Annotated in this window: 20 protein-coding genes; 8 read left to right on the top strand and 12 right to left on the bottom strand. The window is 46.5% G+C overall.

The annotated features are described in order from the left end of the window. Positions 1-193 precede the first annotated feature (193 nt). Positions 194-1,519 carry an ArsB/NhaD family transporter gene (locus H9I36_RS10745; RefSeq protein WP_187385354.1) on the top strand — a complete coding sequence of 442 codons (1,326 nt, stop codon included), beginning with the start codon at positions 194-196 and terminating at the stop codon, positions 1,517-1,519. Between the two features lie 197 nt (positions 1,520-1,716). Here H9I36_RS10745 and mscL read toward each other — a convergent pair whose 3' ends face one another. Then, entirely contained in the window at positions 1,717-2,154 is a 438-nt protein-coding gene (mscL, locus tag H9I36_RS10740) for a large-conductance mechanosensitive channel protein MscL (protein ID WP_187385353.1), read from the bottom strand. Between the two features lie 123 nt (positions 2,155-2,277). Between mscL and H9I36_RS10735 the strand changes: the two genes are divergently transcribed. Both H9I36_RS10735 and H9I36_RS10730 read left to right on the top strand, forming a co-directional pair. Continuing rightward, positions 2,278-3,756 (top strand): S41 family peptidase, encoded by a 1,479-nt coding sequence (locus H9I36_RS10735; protein ID WP_370586969.1) that lies wholly within the window; start codon positions 2,278-2,280, stop codon positions 3,754-3,756. 3 nt (positions 3,757-3,759) lie between these two features. Beyond that, on the top strand, positions 3,760-4,560 hold the full coding sequence (locus tag H9I36_RS10730) for an RsmE family RNA methyltransferase (protein WP_187385352.1): 801 nt from the start codon (positions 3,760-3,762) through the stop codon (positions 4,558-4,560). A gap of 124 nt (positions 4,561-4,684) precedes the next feature. On the opposite strand, the gene aat is transcribed toward H9I36_RS10730, so the two are convergent. The 5 genes from aat to H9I36_RS10710 all read right to left on the bottom strand — a co-directional run bounded on the left by aat (position 4,685) and on the right by H9I36_RS10710 (position 9,682). After that, the gene (gene aat, locus H9I36_RS10725) at positions 4,685-5,470 is read right to left on the bottom strand and encodes a leucyl/phenylalanyl-tRNA--protein transferase (protein ID WP_187385351.1); all 786 of its coding nucleotides are present in this window, start codon (positions 5,468-5,470) and stop codon (positions 4,685-4,687) included. Next, positions 5,457-7,856, bottom strand: a complete 2,400-nt coding sequence (locus tag H9I36_RS10720) for an AAA family ATPase (RefSeq protein ID WP_187385350.1) — start codon at positions 7,854-7,856, stop codon at positions 5,457-5,459. The genes aat and H9I36_RS10720 overlap by 14 nt, the downstream gene beginning before the upstream one ends. A 131-nt stretch (positions 7,857-7,987) precedes the next feature. Beyond that, complete coding sequence (locus tag H9I36_RS10715; RefSeq protein ID WP_021330363.1) at positions 7,988-8,308, bottom strand: ATP-dependent Clp protease adaptor ClpS; 321 nt, start codon at positions 8,306-8,308, stop codon at positions 7,988-7,990. A 115-nt stretch (positions 8,309-8,423) separates the two neighbouring features. Further along, the gene (locus H9I36_RS12955; protein ID WP_255422733.1) at positions 8,424-8,549 is read right to left on the bottom strand and encodes a hypothetical protein; all 126 of its coding nucleotides are present in this window, start codon (positions 8,547-8,549) and stop codon (positions 8,424-8,426) included. 221 nt (positions 8,550-8,770) lie between these two features. After that, a complete protein-coding gene (locus H9I36_RS10710; protein ID WP_187385349.1) occupies positions 8,771-9,682 on the bottom strand; it encodes a leucine-rich repeat protein in 912 nt (303 codons plus the stop codon). A gap of 635 nt (positions 9,683-10,317) precedes the next feature. On the opposite strand from H9I36_RS10710, the gene H9I36_RS10705 reads away from it, so the two are divergent. After that, positions 10,318-11,112 carry a rhomboid family intramembrane serine protease gene (locus tag H9I36_RS10705; RefSeq protein ID WP_187385348.1) on the top strand — a complete coding sequence of 265 codons (795 nt, stop codon included), beginning with the start codon at positions 10,318-10,320 and terminating at the stop codon, positions 11,110-11,112. Positions 11,113-11,240: 128 nt separating this feature from the next. On the opposite strand, the gene H9I36_RS10700 is transcribed toward H9I36_RS10705, so the two are convergent. The 5 genes from H9I36_RS10700 to H9I36_RS10680 all read right to left on the bottom strand — a co-directional run bounded on the left by H9I36_RS10700 (position 11,241) and on the right by H9I36_RS10680 (position 16,930). Next, positions 11,241-12,266 (bottom strand): carbohydrate kinase family protein, encoded by a 1,026-nt coding sequence (locus H9I36_RS10700; RefSeq protein ID WP_187385347.1) that lies wholly within the window; start codon positions 12,264-12,266, stop codon positions 11,241-11,243. A gap of 11 nt (positions 12,267-12,277) precedes the next feature. Continuing rightward, positions 12,278-13,162: a class II fructose-bisphosphate aldolase gene (locus H9I36_RS10695; RefSeq protein ID WP_187385346.1), complete on the bottom strand. Its 885-nt coding sequence runs from the start codon at positions 13,160-13,162 to the stop codon at positions 12,278-12,280. A 28-nt stretch (positions 13,163-13,190) separates the two neighbouring features. Further along, entirely contained in the window at positions 13,191-14,177 is a 987-nt protein-coding gene (locus H9I36_RS10690; RefSeq protein WP_222864693.1) for an ABC transporter permease, read from the bottom strand. Positions 14,178-14,194: 17 nt separating this feature from the next. Then, positions 14,195-15,655: a sugar ABC transporter ATP-binding protein gene (locus H9I36_RS10685; protein ID WP_239446945.1), complete on the bottom strand. Its 1,461-nt coding sequence runs from the start codon at positions 15,653-15,655 to the stop codon at positions 14,195-14,197. 321 nt (positions 15,656-15,976) lie between these two features. Continuing rightward, positions 15,977-16,930, bottom strand: a complete 954-nt coding sequence (locus tag H9I36_RS10680; RefSeq protein WP_187385344.1) for a sugar ABC transporter substrate-binding protein — start codon at positions 16,928-16,930, stop codon at positions 15,977-15,979. Positions 16,931-17,523: 593 nt separating this feature from the next. On the opposite strand from H9I36_RS10680, the gene H9I36_RS10675 reads away from it, so the two are divergent. Both H9I36_RS10675 and H9I36_RS10670 read left to right on the top strand, forming a co-directional pair. Continuing rightward, complete coding sequence (locus tag H9I36_RS10675; protein ID WP_187385343.1) at positions 17,524-17,832, top strand: type II toxin-antitoxin system RelB/DinJ family antitoxin; 309 nt, start codon at positions 17,524-17,526, stop codon at positions 17,830-17,832. Beyond that, the gene (locus H9I36_RS10670; protein WP_222864692.1) at positions 17,813-18,253 is read left to right on the top strand and encodes a putative toxin-antitoxin system toxin component, PIN family; all 441 of its coding nucleotides are present in this window, start codon (positions 17,813-17,815) and stop codon (positions 18,251-18,253) included. The genes H9I36_RS10675 and H9I36_RS10670 overlap by 20 nt, the downstream gene beginning before the upstream one ends. Positions 18,254-18,344: 91 nt before the next feature. On the opposite strand, the gene H9I36_RS10665 is transcribed toward H9I36_RS10670, so the two are convergent. Continuing rightward, a complete protein-coding gene (locus H9I36_RS10665) occupies positions 18,345-18,668 on the bottom strand; it encodes a helix-turn-helix domain-containing protein (protein WP_187385341.1) in 324 nt (107 codons plus the stop codon). Between the two features lie 151 nt (positions 18,669-18,819). Here H9I36_RS10665 and H9I36_RS10660 point away from each other — a divergent pair, with 151 nt between their 5' ends. Continuing rightward, a complete protein-coding gene (locus H9I36_RS10660; RefSeq protein WP_187385340.1) occupies positions 18,820-20,913 on the top strand; it encodes a site-specific DNA-methyltransferase in 2,094 nt (697 codons plus the stop codon). Then, entirely contained in the window at positions 20,913-23,702 is a 2,790-nt protein-coding gene (locus H9I36_RS10655; RefSeq protein ID WP_187385339.1) for a DEAD/DEAH box helicase family protein, read from the top strand. Before H9I36_RS10660 ends, H9I36_RS10655 begins: the two co-directional genes overlap by 1 nt. Positions 23,703-23,834: the final 132 nt, after the last annotated feature.

Here is a 23,834-nt window from a genome sequence, read left to right as displayed (position 1 = left end):
TAAGGAAGGTTTAAATTGAACGCCGGAAACGGATCTACCGCCGAAACCCCGCCTTAGGTATAATGAAGTAATTATACCTCTACATAGGTTTTCGGCGCTGCCTCCCTGCATTACACCGGTAGCACGCATCAGAGATTGACATATCAGACATCGCATTTACCTGCGGCTTTTTTTTCTGTATACTTTTTTAACTATGGAAATGAAATGGGTCGTGCTCACGCTTGCCGTTATGATGTATGCGCTCGTCATCATCGTGCAGCACAAAAAAATAGTATTTACCTCGGCGTCGGCGCTCGTCATTCTGCTGCTGGGTGTGATATTCCCGGAAAGCATTTTTTCCTCCGGCGGCGTTCCGCTTCGCGCCTATCCTTTCATACACGCGTTCACATCGCTCGTCAACTGGAACGTACTCATGATCTATGTGGGGAGCATGATAATAGCCGCGCTCTTTATCTATTCGCGGATGCCCGCGTATATTGCGGACATCATGGTGGAAAAAGCGCCGAACACCGGAATCGCAATCGTGCTCATCCTCGCGATGACAGGGATTATTTCGATCTTCGTCGAAAACGTTGCGACAGTACTCGTCATGGCGCCGATAGCGCTTGCACTGTGCAAAAAGCTTAAAATCGATCCGACGTATTTTATGATAGGACTTGCCGTCATGTCGAATCTTGAAGGAACCGCGACGCTCGTCGGAGATCCGCCGTCGATGATCTTTGCAAGTTACGCGGGCTATACATTCAACGATTTTTTCGTGCACGCGGCAAAGCCGTCTATTTTTTTCTTTATCCAAACGGGTATGATTACCGGCTGCCTGTATTTTTATCTGTTCTTTGCAAAGCAAAAAGAAAAACCCGATTTGGATAAAAGCGAAGTGATTTCGCCTCTTCCGTTCTTTCTCCTGCTTGCGATGATCTTCGGTCTGGCTGCGATTTCGTTTTTACATTTCGATTGTGAATTTTTGTCGGGACTGTACGTGCTTACACTCGGCATTGCGGGTGTGCTGTGGTTCCGATTTGTACAGCGTCGACCGCCGCGAGAAACGTGGCTGCTTATCAAAGGACTCGATTGGGAAACGATCGCGTTTTTGATCGGCATATTTATCGTCGTCGGTGCAATTTCGGAAACGGGACTGCTTTCCGATTTTGCTCATACCCTTGCACGCATTACCGGCGGCAATGTCTTCGTCGGCTTTATGCTGATCCTCGTCGTATCGGTTGTGATTTCCGGCTTTGTCGACAACGTGCCGTATATCATCGTCATGCTGCCTGTCGCGCAGACGCTCGCTTCCCGGATGAATCTCGCCGCCGAATTGTATATGTTTGCGCTCCTCATCGGTTCCTGTCTCGGCGGCAATTTGACGCCGTTCGGAGCGAGCGCAAATGTCGTTGCGATGGGTATCCTCAAACGAGAAGGATATCCGGTCGATTTTGCCGGTTGGCTTAAAACAGGAGCGCCCTTTACGATTTTAACGACTGCCGCCGCTGCTGCTGCGCTGTGGTTTGTGTGGGCGTAACATACGATAGAATATTTGCGGGTTGTGTAAACTTTGCGCCGTCGAAAGCGCAGACGCCGGTCTCCGCTTGTGTGTGCCGAAAAAAAAACCGATGCGGGGCATCGGAGCGCAGCGAACGGCGTGAGCGCAGTAAACGAAGTCCTCGCCGAAAGTACAGCTTTATCAGCTTATACTTTCGACACTCGTCATTCAACCGATTAATTTTTATTTTTTAATATATCGCGGATTTCTTCCAGCAGCACGATATCGGCGGGTTTGGCTGCGGGCGCTTCTTCTTTTTCTTCCTTTTTCTTAAAGCGCTCGAAGATCCTCACGACGGCAAAGATACAGATCGCGACGATTAAAAAATCGACGACGGTTTGAATGAAATTGCCGTATGCAACCGTCGCTTCGCCGATCTTTACGCTTAAGTTCGTAAAGTCGATGCCCCCGATCAACAGACCGATAAGCGGCATGATTATGTCGTTGACAAGGCTCGAAATGATTTTGCCGAACGCACCGCCGATGATGACACCGACCGCCATATCGACGACATTGCCGCGCGAAATGAATTTTTTGAAAGCCGTCGCTTCTTTTGATGCTGCGGAAAACCCGCCTTTCAAATTGAACTTGCTTTCCGAATTGTTTTCACTCATGAGATACTCCTCTGGATTGCTTGGTGAATATGACAGCATCAGAATATGCTTTGTCGGGTGTTCTGTCAATGAGGGGAATTCGGTATGTTGCAATTTTCAGCTTCCCGTCATACAATGATACACATGGCTGTCATTAAAATACGCAATAAAGCAATCCGTTTCGCCGTTTCCGTTATATGCACCTTTATCGTTTCCGCTGCGGCATCCCAGTGTTTTGCCGAGTCGCCCGCCGGCGGCGAATCCGTTTCGAATTTTCAATACATGAAAAAAATCTCTGCGGTATTCGATTTTGTGCAGCAGAATTATGTCGACGAGATCGATCCGAAAGTGCTCTACGAAGGAGCGCTCAAGGGGATGCTCGACTCGTTGAAAGATCCGTATACGCAGTACCTCGATCAAAATACGATGCGCCCGCTCTCCGATACGACGGCCGGCAATTTCGGCGGTGTCGGACTTTCCATCAGCAAGCCTATCGAATCGTCTTCCGAAAAGCCCGCCTACGTTGAAGTCGCTTCTCCGATCGAAGATACGCCGGGCGCCAAAGCGGGCATCCTGTCGGGCGATTATATCACGGCGATCGACGGGGAAGCCACGGCTCCTATGACGATGGAAGAAGTGCTCAATCATTTGCGCGGTAAAGCGGGCACGCCGGTTACCGTTTCGATTTTGCGAGGCAAAGACATCAGATTCGACGTAACGCTCGTCAGAGCGCTCATCGAAGTGCCGACGGTAAAGTACGGCATGATAAGTGCGACGGGCTATCTCCGCATCATCGAATTTACGCCCGATACGCCCAAGCGCGTGCAGGAAGCGCTCGATTCGTTTGCAAAAGCGAATTATAAAAATTTAATAATCGATCTGCGCGACAACCCCGGAGGGCTTATCACGAGTGTCGCAGACGTTGCGGATAAATTCATCGATTCGGGAACGCTCGTTTCGACGAAGAGCCGCCTTTCGTTTGAAAATAAAGTCTTTACCGCGAACGCAAAAAAAACGACTGTTTCGGCAGGTCTTCCGATTGTCGTGCTCATAAATCGCGGTTCGGCGTCCGCATCGGAAATTCTGGCGGGAGCGCTCAAAGACAATCACCTCGCATACCTCGTCGGTCAGCGTACTTACGGTAAGGGTTCCGTTCAGCAGGTGATCCCGCTCAGCGCTTCCGACGGTTTTAAAATTACAATGGCGCGCTACTATACGCCGAGCGACACGAATATCGACAAAGTCGGCATTCCTCCCGACAGAGAAGTGCTCTATCCCGAATTGAGCGAGGCGGAAGAAAAAACGTATGCGGAATTGATCAAATCGAATGCGATCGCATCCTACGTCGATTCTCACAGCGGTATGACCGAACGCGATATCGCCTCTTACGCGCTCGTATTGCAAAAAAAATATCCGCTTGGCGCGGCTTTGCTTCGGCGTCTCATTCGTGTCCGCGTAAACCGTTTAAAGCCCGCGATGCTCTACGATTCGGATTACGACATTCAGCTGAACGCTGCGATCGAAATTTTAAAATCGAGCGATTTTAAAAATCTTGTCAAATCCGCGAAAACGCTCAAAGAGCTGCAGGATGAAGCCGAAGCGAAAAAGAAGTCGGGAACTTAAAGCGTGCGGCAGTTTCTCTCCGCTGTAGCTCCCGATGAAAAGGGGCTGCTCTCCGTTTCGGGAAAAGATTTTACACATCTGTGCCGCGTCCTCCGCGCAAAGCCGGGCGATATGTTCGACGTGCGGATTCCCGGAGGCTCTCTTTTTTCCATGACCGTCGCACGCATCGACGACGTTCGGGGTATTGCCGTATTGCAAAAGTGCGGACAGGGAGAAACCTCTGTCTCGCGCGGTGTCGGCGCCGCCGATATCGATAAGGATCGCCGTGCCGTCGAATATACGCTCTTTCAATTCATCGCGAAGCCGCAAAAGATGGAACTCATTGTCCGACAAGCTTGCGAGTGCGGAGTAAAAACGATAGTTCCCGTCGCAGGCGAGTATTCGCAAAAGGGCAGCATCGCTTCTCTGGCAGGGAAAGCCGAACGCTTTGCGCGGATCATCAAAGAAGCTCGCGAGCAGAGCGGCTCTCCCGTGGAAACCTCAGTCGCCGAAACCGCGGATGTTCGAGGAGCATGTGAAGTGTGGAGACGGATGAGCGAAAAAGCGCGAAACACGTCGGCAGCCGTCGTCCTCTCGGAGCGGAATGATTTTTGCGTGCCGTTTTCGGATGCGCTTTTTGCAGGCGTTACGCACGCGGCGCTCGCCGTCGGATGTGAAGGCGGCATAAGCCCTGATGAAATGGCGGCGCTTCGAAATGCGGGATTTGCATCCGTTCACTTTGCGGGAAATATTTTGCGATGCGAAACCGCCGCCCTCTACGGCATCGCAGCCCTTCAAACCGCGCTCGCCGAATTAAAGAGATAAGCAATATAGCGAAAAAATGCGTTTACAGCTGCCCGACTTCTTTCTCGGTGAGACCGGTTATTTTGCAATTTGTGCACAGGAGCGCACACGTACATTAAGCGTGAAGTTTTCAGCGCGGTCTCACTCAGCGATTCGAAGCGCTTTCCGCATGAAGCCGGGATGTACGTACGGTTTCCGCGGCTATTTCGCCGAAAACCCTGCCCAAGTCGTCTGAAAGTTTTTGCGGCAAGAGTTCGCTTTCCATGCGCAAAAACGCCGCTCGGCTTATGTTGCGGCCGCCGTATCGCGCGATGTTTTCCGTATACACTTGCGAATCGATCAAAACGCCGCCGCATCTTTCAAACGCTTTTGCGAAAAGCATAAACGCGCTTTTGCCGGCGTTCGACTGAAGCGTAAACATCGACTCGCCGCAAAATACTTTTCCGATGAGCACTCCGTAAAGTCCGCCCGCAAGCTCGTTTCCGTGCCACGCTTCGACCGAATGTGCAATGCCGCGTTCGTGCAGCGCGCAGTAGATATCGATCATGCGATTTCCTATCCACGTGCCGTCCTGACCCGCGCGATGTACGTGCGCGCAATTTTCGATTACGCGGGAAAAGGCGGCATCGATGGTATACGTATACGGGCTGTGTTTTAAAAATTTTACGGCGCTGCGCGGAAAACGGATTTCATTTACGGGAAGCACGAAACGCGGATCGGGACTCCACCACAGAACGGGATCGCCCGAGCTTTCGTCGTACCACGGGAAAATCCCCTGCAGATATGCCGAAAACACAAGCTCGGGTGTCAGGGTTTCCGTATAGCCGAGCAAACCGTTGCGTCCTGCGTCGCGTACGAAAAAATGCGTGTATTCAAAATCGCTTCCGAAACGTTCTGCGCCGAGCTTTTTCCGCCAATCAATGCTTTCCATAATCGAAGGTCAATGTTTCCGTGCCGTCGCTTCCGGACGATACGTCGACGTGCACTTCGCCGCCTGCGGAAAGTTTTCCGAAGAGCACTTCATCGGTAAGCGGTGATGCGATTTCTTCTTCGACGGTGCGCGCCATATTTCTCGCTCCGAATTCGCGCGAATAGCCTTTTTCCGAAAGGTAGGCGATCGCGTGCGCGGTCGTTTCCAGCTTGACTTTTTTTTGCGCGAGGCGGGCGGCGAGCTTTGCGACTTCTTTTTTCGCGATATCGTCGACGATTTCTTTTCCCAAATGAGAAAATGCGATAACACCATCGAGCCTGTTGCGGAATTCCGGAGAAAAAGCTTTTTCGACCGCTTCGCTGAGAGCGTCTCCCTCGTCCGAAGCGTTTTCGGCGCCGAACCCGACTTTGCTCTTTTCCATTTCACGCGCGCCGGCATTGCTCGTCATGATGATGATGCAGTTTCGGAAATCGGCTTTGCGTCCCTGATTGTCGGTGAGAAATCCGTAGTCCATAACTTGAAGCAGCACATTGTAAATTTTCGGATGCGCCTTTTCGATTTCGTCGAAGAGCACGATCGAATGCGGATTTTTGCGCACGTCTTCGGTAAGCTGACCGCCCTCTTCATAGCCGACGTAACCGGGCGCCGAACCGATGAGACGACTCACCGTATACTCTTCCTGATATTCGCTCATATCGTAACGCAAGAGCGTTTCGCCGAGCGTACGGGAAAGAGCGCGGGCGAGCTCCGTTTTACCGACGCCCGTCGGTCCGACGAACAAAAAACTCGCTTCCGGCCGTTCGGGATTGTTGAATCCCGCGCGCGCCCTTTTTACCGCCTTCGTTACCGCAGCGACCGCTTCATCCTGCCCGAAGATTTCCGAGCGCATCGTGTCGGCGAGGTCGCGGAGCTTTTCTTTTTCTCCGCTCGTCACCGATTCAAGCGGTACGCGCGCCATCTTCGCCGTCACCATTTTAATAACGGAAGTCGATACGACGGGCTTTTTCGAAAGCGCGTTCGTATGCGATACTTCCTGCGTATATGCAGCATCGCTTTCGGGCGCGGGAGCTTTGCGTATGCGGGCGAATCCGCCCTTCGCTTTGATCTTCAAGTATGAACCCGCTTCGTCGATAATGTCGATGGCTTTATCGGGAAGCCGTCTGTCCGGCAAATACTGCACCGACAAGTCGACCGCAAGTTTCAGCGCCGTATCGCTGTACACCACTCCGTGGTAACTTTCGTATTTATCGCGGAGTCCTTTTAAAATCGCCAGCGTGTCTTCCGGCGACGGTTCTTTGATATCGATCTTTTGGAAACGGCGCGCGAGCGCCCTGTCTTTTTCGAAATTTTTCGCATACTCTTCGTGCGTCGTCGAACCGATGCAGCGGATCTTTCCCGACGACAGTACCGGTTTTAACAAATTCGCCGCATCCATCGTACTGTTGCCGCTCGTACCGGCGCCCATGATCATGTGGATCTCATCGATAAATAAAATCGCGTGCTTTTTTTTCATCAGTTCGTCGGTGATCTTTCTGAGACGGTCTTCAAAATCGCCGCGGAATTTCGTACCGGCGAGCAGCAAACCCATATCGAGGCTGTAGATGGAAAAATCGTTGATCGCATCCGGCACGTCGTTTTGCGCGATCCTGAGCGCGAGCCCGTTTGCGAGCGCCGTCTTTCCGACGCCCGCGTCTCCGACGTAAAGCGGATTGTTTTTCGTGCGGCGGCACAAGATCTGGATCGTGCGGTCGATTTCATCCGTCCGCCCGATGAGCGCATCGATTTTACCCTGCTTTGCCTCCGCCGTCAAATCGACGCAAAATTTTTCGAGCGCCGTCGGTTTTGTTCCGCGTGGATTTTCATGGCGCGCGTCGTCTCCCGTCTGCATACCCGGCATGAATTTTTGCTGCCCATCGCCGCCGTCCAAAAAAAATTGATTTTCATCCGTCAATTTTTGTGCGCCGATCGCTTCGATGAGACGGAGCTTGTCGACGCCGCCCATACGCAACGAATACGCACAATAATTACGTTTTTCTTCGATCATGCTGACGAGCACATCGGTGATGTCGAGTATCTGCCTGTCGCTCGACGCGCAGTGGAACACGGCTCGGTTCATCACTTCCTGAAAGCCCTGCGTTTCAACGGGTTCGGCGATCTGCCCGTTTCCCTGCACTGCGGACACCGGCACATTTTTTTTAATGTATTCGTTTACATAATCGCGAATAGTCGCCACATCCGCGCCGCACGATTCGAGCAGATCGTGTACCGAATCGAACGCGAGCGCAGAACTGAGCAGATGCTCCGGCGTAAAAAATTCGTGTCGTGCGTATTTCGCATCGGAAAACGAAACCGATAATATCTTTCGCAGCTGCGGACTTATTTCCATATTTTATTACTCCTGCTCACCGCAGTAGGCGGCACAATTCGGAGCCGAACAAAAATCGCACGCGAGTGCAATTCCCATCGATTATTATAAGGCAGCTATCGATTAATTTTTTTTCGATCAATCGATATCGCCTACACTTCCTGCACTTCAACTTTCAGCGGGAAGCCCTCTTCTCGCGCACGGTGCACGGTTATCGAAGCCCGCGTCGCCGCTATATCGAAGGCGTACACGCCGACAATACCGGAACCCGTTTTGTGTACGGATTCCATGATGATGCACGCGTCGTGTTCCGATTTATGAAAAACGGACATAAGCACGTCGACGACAAAATCCTTCGTCGTATAGTCGTCGTTAAAAAAAACGACGCGGCCGTTCGGCGGAATATCGTAATCGACGGCATCGACCGCTTCGATCGAAAACTCGCCGTTTCCGAACGTATCGCTGTCAGCCATGCTTATAATATACAGAATTTTTGCCGTTATTCCAATAGCTTTTGTCCAATATCTTTAGAAACTTTAAAAAATCAATACTGTGGAAACGGATATGTGCAAATCCGAAAATTTTCGCTTAATGGCAGCAAATACGCAAAAATCGCTTGAGGCGCGGCGTCCGTTCCGTCGTTTTAAACGGCGGCGTGCACGACGTGTCGTCTATGCACGATGCACTGCACACTTCTCCTTGCGCTTCGGGCATTATGATTGCGCGCCGAACGTATTTTGGAAGACGCGTATGCAGCGTTTTTTCGCGTATTATTGCCGCGGTTTTTCGTTTGCGCATTATTTTCAAAAAAAAATTGTACGGCGACTAAATCTTCAGATTTTGAAGCCGTACAATCAATGTACGCAAGCGCATGCGTATAGTAGCGAGTTTTCAAAAGAAAACTCGATTTTAAAAATTTCAGCCTGCGCTGCAGCTTATTCCGCTGCGAACCACTCCGCCTGCGCAGACATTGTGGCGGCGGCAGCCGTATACGTTGCCAGCTGTCCCGACGGAACCTTTATGCTGCCCGCCGTTAAGCTTGTACAGCCGTAAAAGGCGGCGGCAAAAGCCTGGTTGCCAAGAATGGTTGCAGGATTGTAATCGCACTTAAGCGTAACGGCTTTAAGGCTTCCGCACTGATAAAAGCATTGCCTCAAGAATTCAACGTTTTTAGGGATCGCAGGAACTTCCGCCAGCTTTTTGCAGCCGGAAAAGCAAACAGCCATCTCTTTAACACTGTCAGGGATCGCAGGAACTTTTGTCAAACTTTCACAGCGGGAAAAGCAGGTTTTCATATCAGTAACGCCTTCGGATATTACCGGAGCCTGCATGAGTTTTTTACACTCGGAAAAACAACCATACATAGTCCGAACGTTTTTAGGTATAACCGAAGGCGCCCGTATCAGCCTTTCGCACCCGCAAAAACAGAAATCCAGATCCGTAACGCTTTCAGGTATTTCGGGAGCCTTTACGAGATTTTTACACTCGTAAAAACAGCGTGACATATCGGTAAGATCCGGTATTTCTCCGAATTTAAGAGCGACGTCTATTGTATCGTTGTTGCTCAGTATTTTTCCGAGCCTGCTTGCCGTACTGGGGGAGGTTGCACCTTTTAAGTCCTCCTTTGCAAGGCCCGTTATTTCGATGTAATTTACTTCGACAGGTGATGCCTTTGTTTTAAGATAGTCTTTTAAGCCGTCGCCGTTTGTACCGAAGTCGACCTTAACGTATCCCGGTCCTGAATCTCCGTCCGATTCGGTTTTGCAACCCGCTGTGAATACTGCGGCAAGCACAGCCGCCGCTGCAAAAAAAGCCTGAGCTTTTCGGTTAAAAATCGTAGTCTTCATCGTTTCCTCCTGTATAAAGACTTGTAATTGCAGGAACTTTCATTCCCAAAATATGTATCTCCGGCAATGCCGGCAGCGATACCCGCGTACTCTGTGAGCGATGCAGCCTAAGCCGCGCGCTTACCCTCGTCTAAAACCTTATGTATGTTCTGCGCCGCAGATTTTTTCAAAGCGCACGGGTATGGATAGGACAAATATAAAAACCGCGCAGAGAAAAATTCCCTGTGCGGTGTACAAGCGGCGATTGTATTGTTTTGAAAAAAATATTGAGAACGGAGTACGCCTAAGCGAGTTGCGAGTTGCGAGTTGCGAGTTGCGAGTTGCGAGTTGCGAGTTGCGAAATTATAAGCGCGCCCCAATCTTTGTCAAGCGATTTGGGCAAATTTTTTAAATATTTTTCGCTTTGCCTGCAGCCGATACGCACTCTTTCCATACGTCGATTATATCACGGTTTCCGTGTATCGGCAAGTGAAATTTTTACATACATAGGGAATCCAGCGGAAATGCATACGCGGAAAAGAAGCGGAACGCGAAACAGCGGCATTTACTATGTGTACGAAGTCTCCGGTATCCCTACCCTATCATATACGCAAAAATCGCTTGAGGTGCGACGTTCGTTCCATTATACTGTCGCCATGCAGAAATATACCGAAGTACGTCGAAAAATCCGCGTAACCTACAACGCGCCCGTTACGCTTACCTTTGTCGTCATCTGTACGGTAATTATGCTGCTCGACAGTTACGTGTTCGACCGGCACCTTGCGGCGGCGCTTTTTATCATACCGGGCGGAAAGTACAGCAGCCATCCGTTCGATTGGAAAGCGCCGCTCGACTATTTCCGCCTCTTTTCGCACGTGTTCGGGCATGCCGATTGGCAGCACCTCATTTCGAATATGTCGCTCGTCATATTGCTCGGCCCGATCATCGAAAGCCGCTACGGTTCCCGCGTCCTCGCGCTCGTCATAACGATAACCGCGTTCGTCACCGGCGTCATCAACGCGTGCTTGATCACACATCCGGAAATGGGTGCAAGCGACGTCGTATTTATGATGATCATGCTCGCGTCATTTACGTCGTTTGCAAAAAACGAAATACCGCTGTCGTTTATCCTCGTGTTTATTTTATACATCGGCGGACAGTTTTTTAATTTCGACACGCTGCAGCATAACGGTATTTCGGTCGCCGCTCACATAGCAGGAGGATTGTGCGGAAGCCTCTTCGCGTTTTTACTCACGCCGCAAAAATTTCCGGCTCCCGCAGAAGGCGTAAAAGAGGTAAAGCAAAACGATACGGCGGCAAAGCAAAACGGTTCGGCGAGAGAGCAAAAGAACGGCGACAACACGCAGACGAACGGCAAAAGCGATAGGCGGACCGAAACAAAAAAAGCGAAAAAAAACACGAAGAGCGCGAAAACCGCAAAGAGCCGGTAAGCGAATTCGGCGTGCCGCACGGGGCGTTGCGGGGTGTCCCCGCAGAGGGGGCAGCGCGCAACGAAGTGCGCGCGAGGGGGAGACTTCCCCCCTCTTAATAATTTTTTTTGCAAAAAGCCGGCAACGGCTTACAGTTTTTCAAATTCGACGGGATCTTTGTACGCATCGTATAAGGCAAGCGCTTCGCCGTATGCACGCATGCCGTCGGTACCGTTTATTTCGGAAAGTGAACACGTCGCACAGGCGGTACCGAGCTTCATCGCATCGATGATCGATTGCCCGCGGTACGCCGCATATAAAACGCCGGAGCAATATGCATCACCGGCACCCGTTTTGCCTTTGATCTTTTCGTGCGGAAACCGAAGGCTCGGCATTGTAAAACACGCACCCGTCGTACAATCCATACCGAAGCTGCACGAAGCGGCATGGATGATGATCCATCGGGACACGCCGTATTCGGCAATTTTTTCCAAAACGGGACGCATCGCATCTTTAATAATCTTTCCGTCCGATTCAAGCGGGATCCCCGTCACTTCCTGCGCTTCAAGCTCGTTGATTGTGCAGTAGTCGGTATATTTGAGCGATGGACAAACGATATCTTTGACGTACGCGCCTTTTTTGGAAACGATATCGATGGAAGTTTTCATGCCGCGCCGGCGCGCTTGTGCGAGGATCCGCGCCGCATGCGTGCCGTATTCGTCGTCGGGCGCATCAATACCCTTTGTAAGCAAAAGATATTCGAGCTGAAAGATATCGCCTTCAAGCGAATCCCAGTCGATATGCCGTTCGCCGTAAGTGTCGGATACGCCCGCATAATAGAAGAACGTGCGCTGATGCGTATCGTCCGCATCGATGACGATCGTCAGCGGCGTATGCCCTTCATCGCTTTTTACGATGCCGCTTTTGTCGATGTTCGGATATGCGTCGAGCGCTTTAATAATGCTGCGTCCCGCACTGCCGCGGCCGAGAACCGTGCTCACCCGTACCGGAAGCGCCGCGTCGATTTTTGCCAAATCGATTATTAAATTGCCCGTACCGCCGACGTCCTCATGGATGTCGTGTACGCTTACGAGCCGGCCTTCATCGGGAAACGTATCGACCGCATAATGCCGATCGAGGATGAGCGGCCCCGCAACGATGATACCTTTTTGCATAGTGTACCCGTTTATAAGGTATTGTTGAAAATACGTATCGCCTGCTTTACGTCTTCTTTCATCGCTTGTGTCGCAATACCGGGGATGTCATGAAAAAAGACGTGATCATCGGCTTTGATCCTATCCGTTTGCGCTTTGACCGCTTTTCCGCCGCTCATCGTCATATACGTATAATAATTGATCTTTCTGATGCCGTTGCGTATTGCAGTTTGGAATTCTTCTTTGCTCAAACCGGATCCGCCGTGCATGACAAAGGGCATATCGACCGCTTTTTTTATTGCGGTGATCCTGTCAAGATCGAGTACCGGCTTTGCAACATAAATACCGTGAGAAGTGCCGAACGCTATCGCGAGTGCATCGACGTTCGTTTTTTCTTTAAAATCTTTTGCGGTTTCGGGACGCGTATATACATCGTCTACGTCGGCAAACGAATCTTTCGTTTCGATTTTTGCAGGCCCCTCGGCGCTCCCCGTAACGGATGTGAAAATATGACCGACTTCCGCTTCTACGGAAACGCCGACTGCATGAGATGCCCGTACGACTTCTGCAGTCGTTGCGACGTTTTCTTCGTAGGGACGGGCCGATGCGTCTATCATAACCGATGTAAAGCCGATCCGGATCGCCTGCATACAGCGTTCAAAACCGTCGCCGTGATCGAGATGTACGCATACGGGAACTTTTGTTTTTTTCGCAAAGTACAGCATAATCTCCGCAGCGTCTTCCATACTCAAAAACTGCGCATGAACGGGCGCATATTGCAAAACGACCGGCATATCCGTCTCTTCCGCCGCTCCGATAATCGCGGCAGCGGATTCCCAGTTCGGAACGTTGAAGGCGCCGATCGCAATTTTATCGCGTTCGGCGATTTTCATAACATCATGCAGCGATACAAGCATACAACCCCCATCATCTTAAAATTAATAATTAGCGTTTGTTTCTGTTGCGGATAAAGTCGAGGAACACGGCGAGCAAAATGACCAAACCCTTTACGACATACTGCCAAAACGAATTGACGTTCATCAAGTTCAAACCGTTGTTCAAAAATCCGATAATCAGCGCACCGATTATCGTACCGCCGATTTTACCGGAACCGCCGGCCATGGAAGTTCCGCCGACAACGACGGCCGCGATCGCATCCATTTCCGCCCCGTCGCCGGCCGTCGGCTGGCCGGAATACATGCGGGATGCGAGCACAATACCCGCAATACCCGCCATTAAACCGGAATATGCGTACACCCAAAATTTTACGCGGGTTACGGAAATGCCGGAAAAAACGGCGGCTTGTACGTTTCCGCCTACCGCATAGATGTGCCGGCCGAGCTTTGCATTATTCATAAGCAATCCGGTTATGATAAGCACGACGATCATTATGATAACGGGAACGGGAAATATGCCGATATATCCCGCGCCGATAAACTGCCACGCCTTTGTCACAACGCGCACGGGCGAACCGCCGGTATACACATAAGCAAAACCGCGCGCGATATTCATCGTGGCGAGCGTGACGATAAACGGCGGGATCGTCGTCTTTGAAATGACAAATCCGTTAAACATTCCGAATACGACACCGATAACGGTTCCGATGATAAGTGCAACGGGGATCGCCAATCCGTAGCGCGCGACACATGCAGCCGCGACGCAGCCCGAAAGCGCGATGATCGATCCGACGGACAGATCGATGCCGCCGAGGATGATGACCATCGTCATGCCGCACGCCAAATACATATTCGTTGAAATTTGCCGGAGCACATTGAACATATTCTGCCGCGTCACAAAGGCGCGGGATGTGCTCGGATTCAACGACAAAAATAAAAATAAAACGATAAACGCCGCGATAATCCCCAGGTTCTCCTTAAAATATCGTACGAATCCCTGCTTCATCACCAACTGTTTTGCCGTATCGTTATTCATTGTAATCCCCCAATCCCTTATTCTGCAGCAAACCGCATAATCGATTCCTGCGATACTTCAGCATGCGGCAAACACGCTTTTACTCTGCCGTTCGCCATGACATATACGCGGTCGCTCATATTGATGATTTCCGGCAGTTCCGAAGAAATCATGATGATCGATATGCCCTCTTTGACGAGCTCGTTCATTATGGCATAAATTTCCGCTTTCGCTCCGACATCGACGCCTCTCGTCGGCTCGTCGAGTATGAGGATCGACGGATTTACCGCAAGCCAGCGTCCGATCATTACCTTTTGCTGATTTCCGCCGGAAAGATTTCCGATCCGCTGTTCGAGCGACGGCGTCTTTGTTTTCATCATCGCCGTATATTTATCCGCAATGTCGATCTCCTTTTTTTTATTAAAAACAAATCCTTTAATAAATTCTTTTAATACTTCGATCGTCGCATTGTATTTTACACTTTGCACGTGATACAAGCCTTCGAGCTTTCTGTCTTCGGGAACAAAGGCCATACCGCTGTCAAGCGCGTCTACAGCAGAAGTAAAATGAACGTCTTTTCCGAACAGCGTTATTTTACCGCCGTATTTTTTCTTCAAGCCGAATATAGCCTGCATCGCTTCGCTTCGCCCCGCACCGATAAGCCCTGCAAAACCGAGGATTTCGCCCTTTCGAAGCTCGAACGAAACATCCTGTACCATATCGTTATCGCACAGATGTTCGACGCGCAAAACCGTTTCACCGGCGGCTTGAAAATCGCGCGTATAATACTGTTCCAGCGTCCGTCCAACCATCATCGCGATGAGTTCGTCGCGCGTTATTTTGTCAACGTCCGAAATTCCGGCGAAACAGCCGTCGCGGAGTACCGTGACCCTGTCGCAGATTTCCCACAACTCACTCATCTTATGAGAAATATAGATGATCCCGACACCGCGCTTTACGAGCGTCCGCATGATATCGAACAAAAATTCGACTTCTCTGTCGGATATGGAAGAAGTCGGTTCGTCCATAACGAGAATTTTAGAGTTATATGAAATCGCTTTTATTATTTCCACCATCTGCTGCTGCGCGATCGTTAAATTGACGATGAGCGTCTGCGCGGAAAAATTGGCATTGTATTGGCGCAGCAGTTTATCGGTTTCCGAATTCATCGCCGCTTTGTCGATGAATTTACCTTTCATCGGTTCTCTACCGAGATAGATGTTTTCCGCGACGGTCATGTGCGGTACAAGCACGAGCTCTTGGTGGATAATCGCTACGCCGTTTTTTTGAGAATCGAACACGCTGCCGATATCGACTTTCTTACCGTCGATGTAAATCTCGCCTTCATCCGCTTTGATGATTCCTCCCAAAACTTTTATAAGCGTAGATTTACCGGCGCCGTTTTCGCCGATCAGCGCGTGCACTTCTCCCGCGCGTAATTCAAAATTGACATCATTCAGCGCATAAACGCCCGGAAAGCGTTTATGGATGTTTTTCATTTGAAGCAATAAATTTTCATCCATAAGAAACGGGACCCGTTTGATCAGAGAGAACCTCTAAAAACCGAGCTTTTTGAAGCACTCTGACGTATAACTTTGAAAGCGACTGTCCGAAACAGTATCATACCGCACGCGATACGGCTGCTATAACCGTACTGCCGCCGTATTACCACGCAGTAACAAATGATTTTCAGACAGCTTCCTTGATTTTAGATGCACTGTTTAAAATTAAGTCAGTACAATACAAAGACTTGATTTTAAACTCGACGGGCTGTCGAAAAAGTAACCGACTTTTGAGGCAGCCCCTTTGCGTTTATCCGATTACTGCCAGCCTGTCGTACCGTATTTCGCTACGTTGTCGCTTGTAATCAAGAATGTCGGAACGGGATAACGCGCGTCGACTTTTTCGCCGGCCATGATTTTATACATAAGTTCGACCGATTTTTTTGCGATGTTGACGGGAGACTGAGCGCCCGATCCCTCGATCAGCGAACCTTTCGTCGCTATCTCTTTTTTTATGTCGGGAGAACCGTCGACACCGTAAATCAACGCTTTTTTAATACCTGCTGCGTTTGCCGCCGCGAGAGCACCGAGCGCGGTAGGATCATTACCGCCGAAGATGGCGACGACTTCCGGATGCGCTTGCAGCAAATCTTCCGCAATACCCATTGAAACCTGCAAATTGCCCTTTGCATCCTGTTGACCGACGATTTTAAATCCGTGCCCTTTGATCGCGTCGAGGAAACCGTTTGTACGATCGACGACGGAATTCATCGTCGGAGAATCCAAAATGATGATATTACCGCCATTCGGACATTTTTTTACGAGATCGTCGCCGCACACTTTACCGGCATTGTAATTATCGGAACCGGTGTATGTCGCAACATAGCTCATATCCGCAACTTCCGTATCGAAATTGACGATCGGAATACCGGCCGCTTTGAGCTGATCGAGCGCAGGAATGATACCTTCGGCTTCTGCGGGATTTAAAAATATGCCGTCGATTTTTTGCGCGATGACATCTTCCACCTGCTGGATCTGACGGGTAACGTTATTCGCAGGGTCGACGGAGATAAGCTGATCGCCGCGAGCTTCGACCTCCTGCCGGATCGTCTTTTCAATGAGCACAAAAAACGGATTTGACTGATCCATACAGGTAAAGCCGAATTTGTAATGCTTCTTTCCGTCTGCAGAGCTTGAATCACCTGAACCCATCGCAAAAATACCTGCTGCCGCAAAAAATAAAATCATTATTGCACTTAGTGTTTTTTTCATGTGCGCCTCCTTTACCGCATTATACATCGGTTTTTTCAAAAGTCAAGAAATTTTCTTGCCGTCGAGCGTACGGGGCGTTGCGGGGTGTCCCCGCAGAGGGGGAAGCGAACGGCCGTATGAACGGAGCAAGGGGAAAACGACAGTTTTACACTTGTGGAGCGAAAAGGACGGGAGCGAGGGGGAGACTTCCCCCCTTGAATCGTTTTCGATAAAACAGCCACATTTTTATGGAAACAAAGCTGTTATTCCGTTAAAAACTCTTCTATCATATCTACAAGTTCGTTGAAATTGTTACGAAGACGATTCATCAATGCTTTTGTTCGTTTGTCGTTGTAGGCTTGTACAGTGCCTGATTCCAGGAAAAGTTCATAAGGTTCAACTTCAAGTGCCGCCGCAAGCGAAGCAATCGTTTCGAATTTACCGACTTCTTTCGATTTTCAATTTCACTTACATATGCGCTTGGTTATGTCGGATAAAGCAGATAAAAATAATTTAAGCGAAGTTTTAACAGAACTATCATTACAACATATTGTAATTATAATACACTTGCAAAAATATTACTTTGTAGTATAATATTGCGATAGAGGTTGAGTATGGCAAGTACTTTGGTTCAAATCCGCGTTGACGAAAAACTGAAGGACGATGCGGCTACCGTTTATGAAGATCTCGGTTTGGATTTATCGACTGCAGTACGTATCTTTTTTAAGCGCAGCGTCGCCGAAAACGGTATTCCGTTCAGCATGAGATTGGGAAACTCCGATCGGGACACTGTAAAAGCACGGATTCCGCAAGATGTTCTGTCGGCAATGCAGGCAATGTCTCAAAGCGCGGCTTCGAACGGTATTTCCGACATGAGCCTTGAAGAGATCAATACCGAAATCGATGCCGTTCGCAAGCGGTAATGGGATGCCTTTGTACGCCGTCATCGATACGAATGTTCTCGTTTCCGCATTTTTAAAAGAAAACTCCGTTCCCCGCTATATTATTAATTATATGTACGCCGGAAAGATTATCCCTGTCTACAACGAGGAAATCATCAACGAATATTCCGCTGTGCTGCATCGTCCGAAATTTTGCTTTCCGACGGAATCAGTCGATATTGCAGTGAATGCGATACAACAAATAGGCTTAAAAATAGACGGCACAAACATAACAGAACCGATACCCGATCCGAAAGATATTGTTTTTTATGCAGTTACGTTAAATGCACGGAAGCAATTTGAAACCTATTTGATTACGGGTAATATAAAACATTTTCCTGCAAAAACCTTTGTCGTAACCCCGCGTCAATTTTTGGATGTATTTGCACAATTCTCCGTATAATTCCTTGCCGAAGGGCGCGCAAGCTTCGTTTAATAATTCGCTCGTAAGCCTATCAGTATTTTCCTAAGTCTAATGAATGGAAACAAAGCTGTTATTCCGTTAAAAACTCTTCTATCGTATCTACAAGTTCGTTGAAATTGTTACGAAGACGATTCATCAATGCTTTTGTTCGTTTGCCGTTGTAGGCTTGTACGGTGCCCAGTTCCAGGAAAAGCTCATACGGTTCAACTTCAAGCGCATTTGCAAGCGAAGCAATCGTTTCAAATTTACCGACTTTTTTTTGATTTTCAATTTCGCTTACATATGCGCTTGTTATGCCGGCACGTTCGGCAAGCCGTTCCTGTGTCAGCTTTTTTGATAACCTAAAACGTCTGATATTTTCCGAATATAATCGTATCAATTCACTCTCGTTCATATTCTTATTATAAAGTTGCTATTTGTTAGAAAGAATATGCAAATTGCTATAAATTTAAGTCGATACGCCGATAATAATAGCGAATAGTTATTTATGGGATATATTATTTTCTTTTCGTTAAAATTTCTTACAAATAGCAAATGGAGCTGTTATGCCGTATACCGAAACACCTGAAACAAATTCGCTTAAACAACATATTGAAACCGTACTTGCCACAGTGCCTGATTTTGTAGAACCGGCTGTCGATAAAAAACAAAAACCGAAATTGAAAATTAATGTGATAAAGGATTGTGCAGAACGCGGCGACATAAAACTGCTCGCCCCCTTGCTCAAAAATCCTACCGTAAAAAAAGCTTTTTTTACTCCGGTTTTGGACAGTTTCATTTTTAATACAGCGAAATTTAAAGAATTTTTAGAATATTCTTCTGCCTGCAATTCATATTCAAAATACCTCGGACAAAAAATCGGCTTGTATATGGGAGACATTCCATTGATTGACCGGAGCGAAGTTGTTTTGAATTTTCCGTTCAAAGATTGCGTACTGGAAGGCGGTCAGCGTAAAGAAGACGGTTTGGATACCTATTTTGAATATGATGACAAAGAGCAGCAATATACGAAAAAAAAGAGCAAACGTCGAGAGGTGTTTTACAATGAGGTACTCGCCCGCGATGAAATAGACAGTTTGTTTTCCCCGAAAGCATTTTGCAACGCAAAGCGTTATGAATCGGGAAAATCTTCTCTTTGTAAAAAATTAAACCGTGATGCGGAGCTGAACAAAAAACGTGGGCTTCCGGAAGATACCATCACCGATAATTTGATTATCAAAGGAAATAATTTACTTGCGCTTCATTCGCTTAAAGAAGAATTTGCAGGCAAGGTAAAGCTCATTTACATAGATCCGCCGTACAATACGGGAAAAGACAGTTTTGCGTACAACGATAATTTTAATCATTCAAGTTGGCTCACCTTTATGAAAAACCGGCTTGAAATTGCACGGGAGTTACTGAAAGAGGACGGCATAATCTTTATAAGTATAGATAATAATGAATTTTCAAAATTACACGTTTTGATGAGTGAGGTATTCGGTTATGAAAATTCTTTGACAACTTTAGTATGGCTTAATAAAGAAGGTGGCGGAAAAAGTGATAGCACGCATTTTAGGCAAAAACACGAATATATATTATGCTTTGCTAAAAATAAAAAATATGCCGTTATTAATCCAAAAGATATCGAAGATATCGATAGATACAAACTTGAAGATCAGTATGTTGAAACACGGGGAAAATATCAATTAATAAAATTAGACAGTGGCAGTTTAGGGTGGGTAAAGAGTCTTGACTATCCTATTGAATTTGAAGGTAAGATTTATTATGCCGGCGGTGATAAAGAAAAGTGGAAGGATAGGCAAAATGGAGGCGCCGGTATTAAAGATTGGGGATGGAGGTGGAGTAAAGATAAATACCTCTGGGGATTGGAAAATGATTTTATTGTTTTTTCAAATGGAAATGTTTATACAAAACAATATTTGAATTGTGATGAAAATGGAAACATAAAAAAAAGAATGATTCAGCCAACCGGAATTATAGAAAAATATTCAAATACTCAATCAAACAAACACATGAAACAACTTTTTGGAAAAGTACCATTTAACTATTCAAAACCGGAGGGGCTTATTTTTGAATTATTATCTTATACTACGACCGATCAAAACGATATCGTTCTCGACTACCATCTCGGATCCGGTACGACTGCTGCCGTTGCGCATAAAATGAATCGACAATATATCGGCGTAGAGCAAATGGATTATATCGATACGGTTACGATAGAGCGGCTTAAAAAAGTCATCAAGGGTGAACAGGGCGGAATCTCTAAACTTGAGAACTGGCACGGCGGCGGTTCTTTTGTTTACATGGAGCTTGCCCAAAAAAACGAACAGGCGGTACGGCTTATTTCCGCTTGTAAAAATCTTGAAGAGCTTATTTCCATATTCGACGAACTGCGCAACAAATATTTTTTACACTACAACGTCCGTATAAAGAAATTTCATGAAGAAGTAAAAACCGATCGTTTTCAATCGCTCACATTGAAAGAACAAAAAGAGATATTTTGCCGTATGCTCGATTTAAATCAGCTCTACATTAATGCGGACGACCGGCACGACGATAACTCTGGACTCGGCATGAACGACGTTGCAATTACGGAAGATTTTTACCGGCTACGTGGTAATGATGAGGGAAATAAGTAATGCTAGTCGATAAAATTAAAATTCAAAAAGAAATTCTCGATGAAAGCGATTATGCAATTCCTTCATACATTACGGATAACTTAAAATATCCGCTATATGACTGGCAACGCACAGCTTTGGAAAATTTTCTCATCAATGAAAAACAGCGTTCAAAACAGCTTAAAAAAAGTGAAATGCTTTTGCCGAATCATCTTATGTTCAATATGGCTACTGGAAGCGGTAAGACGCTCGTTATGGCTGCATTGATTTTATATTATTATAAACAAGGGTATAGGAATTTCATATTTTTTGTCAATCAAAATGCCATTCTCGGAAAGACACAGGCAAACTTTATCGACACAAAGCATACTAAATACTTATTCAAAGAAAATGTCGTCATTGACTGCAGACGGGTTGTATTTCGAGAAGTCGATATGTTTTCGGATTTCTGCGATGATATACAGATAAAATTTACGACAATTCAAAAACTGCATAATGATATTTATAAAGAAAGTGAAAACTCCGTATTACTTTCGGACTTGCAAAAACGTGATATTATTCTGTTCGGGGATGAAGCGCATCACTTAAATGCAAGTACGATAAAGAAAAAACAAACCACTCTTTCAGATGATATTTCTTTTATCGGAGAATTAAAAGATTCTGCGAAAGAAGAAGATATTGAACGTTCTTGGGAACATACCGTTTGTCATTGTATTTTAAACAAAGACGGTAAAAATCAAAACAAAAATAATAACGCGCTTTTGGAATTTACTGCAACGGTTCCGAATACGCCTGAAGTTTTACAAAAGTATGAAGATAAAATAATTATCAAATTTGAATTGAAAGACTTCGTAGAAGCCGGTTGTACAAAACATATCCGCCTTGTTCGATCCAATCTTACATTAAAAGAAAGAATTTTACAGGCATTGCTGTTACATTGGTACCGTTATCGCATTGCGCTAAAAGCGGGAATTCCGAATTTTAAACCAGTTATTCTTTTTAGAAGCAAAACAATTGAAGATTCAAAAGCAGATTGCGGAAAGTTTATTGCATTATGCAAATCCGTAACAGCTTCCGACTTTAATTTTATTCATAATCTTTCAAAAATAACTATACCGGCTGATGATTCAATTCCGTCATTATATACCGTGGACGGCAATATCTTTGAGCGGATTTTGGTATATCTAAAAGAGGATGAATATTCTTTTGAAAATATTGTTGATTATATCCGTGAAAATTTTCAAGAGCGTACTATCATCATCACGAACAGTAAGACAAATAAAACCAAAAAAGAAAAAACCGATTCCGAAATTGACCGGCTTTTAAACAGTCTTGAAGATTATGATAATCATATTAGAGCAATTTTTACTGTACAACGTCTTACCGAAGGCTGGGATGTACTGAACCTATACGACATTGTTCGATTGTATACGGGACGCGATACGGATACAAAAAAACATAAAGCCGGTACAAGCACAACAAGTGAAGTTCAGCTGATAGGTCGCGGCGTTCGTTATTATCCGTTTGCCTATAACGATATGCCGGTTAGCCGCCGTAAGTTCGATGATGATATCCGAAATGAGCTGCGTATTTTGGAAGAATTCTATTTTCATTCCGACGAAGATCATCGCTATATCAATGAGTTATCGAATGAGCTTAAAAATAAAGGATTGATGACGGAAAAACGAACACAAAAAATATTTCCTGTAAAACCGAAGCAACAACAAATGCTGAACGGAATGTATTTATTTGTGAATGACCGCATAGAAAACTCCGAGCGCAGATTAAAAAAGCTGCCGGATGATTTTCAAAATCTTCCGCCGTTTGAGTATAGAATCACTACAAATCCGTATTCTGAAATACGGACAGTTGATTTTCAAAAAGACGATGCATATCTCGCAGTTGCAAGCGGGCACTTCAATACAAAATCATTAATTTTTTTCGATATTCCGATTCATATAAAATATAAAGCCATTCATCGCCTTAATGCAAATGCCGCTTCCTACTATAGTTTTGAAAATATACTCCGACGATTTAATGTTCAGAGTATGGAAGAGTTTTTTGATTTTATAAAAGATGTAAGAATTATGCTCACGCATGATACAGACAAATATGAGAATATTCCGAATAAAAAAATGCTGGAAATGTGTGAAAATTTTTTTACTAATCTGCAAAGTAAATTGGAAAAATTTGATAATCCATATAAAGGAACTGATTTCCGATTAGTAAAATTTTCGGATATGTTTTCATTCAATCAGCAAAAAGGGAAGGTATGTTTTACTAAAGAAAAACTCATTTTTATCGATGAACAAGCATCGGAAACACAGGAAAACAAAACATTGGAGAAAGAATTACAAACCGCAGATTGGTATGCACTTGATGCATTTTGGGGTACAAGCGAAGAACGCAACTTAATTCAATTTATAAAAGACAGAAAATCAAATTTACTTGCGAATTACGATTCTTTTCAGTTGCTCCGAAATGAAGAAGTATATAAGATTTTTGACTTTGATACCGGCCGCGGTTTTCAACCGGATTTTTTATTATTTCTGCACGGAAAAACCGGTAATCCCAATGCATATTATCAGGTCTTTATCGAACCGAAAGGCAGGTTTCTTGCGGGAGATGACAACGACGGTTGGAAACAAGATTTTCTGGAAGAGATCGCTAAACGCTACGGAAAAGAGCATGCCGTTATAGAACGGAACAGTTCTTATGTGTTAATTGGTTTACCGTTTTTTAATACCGAAGACATAGAAATGAAACGGAGATTTAATAAATCCTTTGAGCAATTGTATTGCCCTTACTGAGTGGATAACAAAGATTTTCTGCCACCCGCAGTATGACGATGACACCCAACGGAGAAAATTCGGCAAGCCGCTACGGAAAAGAGCATGTCGCTATGGAACGCAAATGTGTTCGGATGCAAGCGGTGCAAATGC

This window comes from Treponema sp. Marseille-Q4130 (assembly GCF_014334325.1).
GTDB lineage: Bacteria > Spirochaetota > Spirochaetia > Treponematales > Treponemataceae > Treponema_D.
The sequence above is the reverse complement of the archived record's forward strand: the minus strand, read 5'-3'. Positions and strand labels throughout refer to the sequence as shown.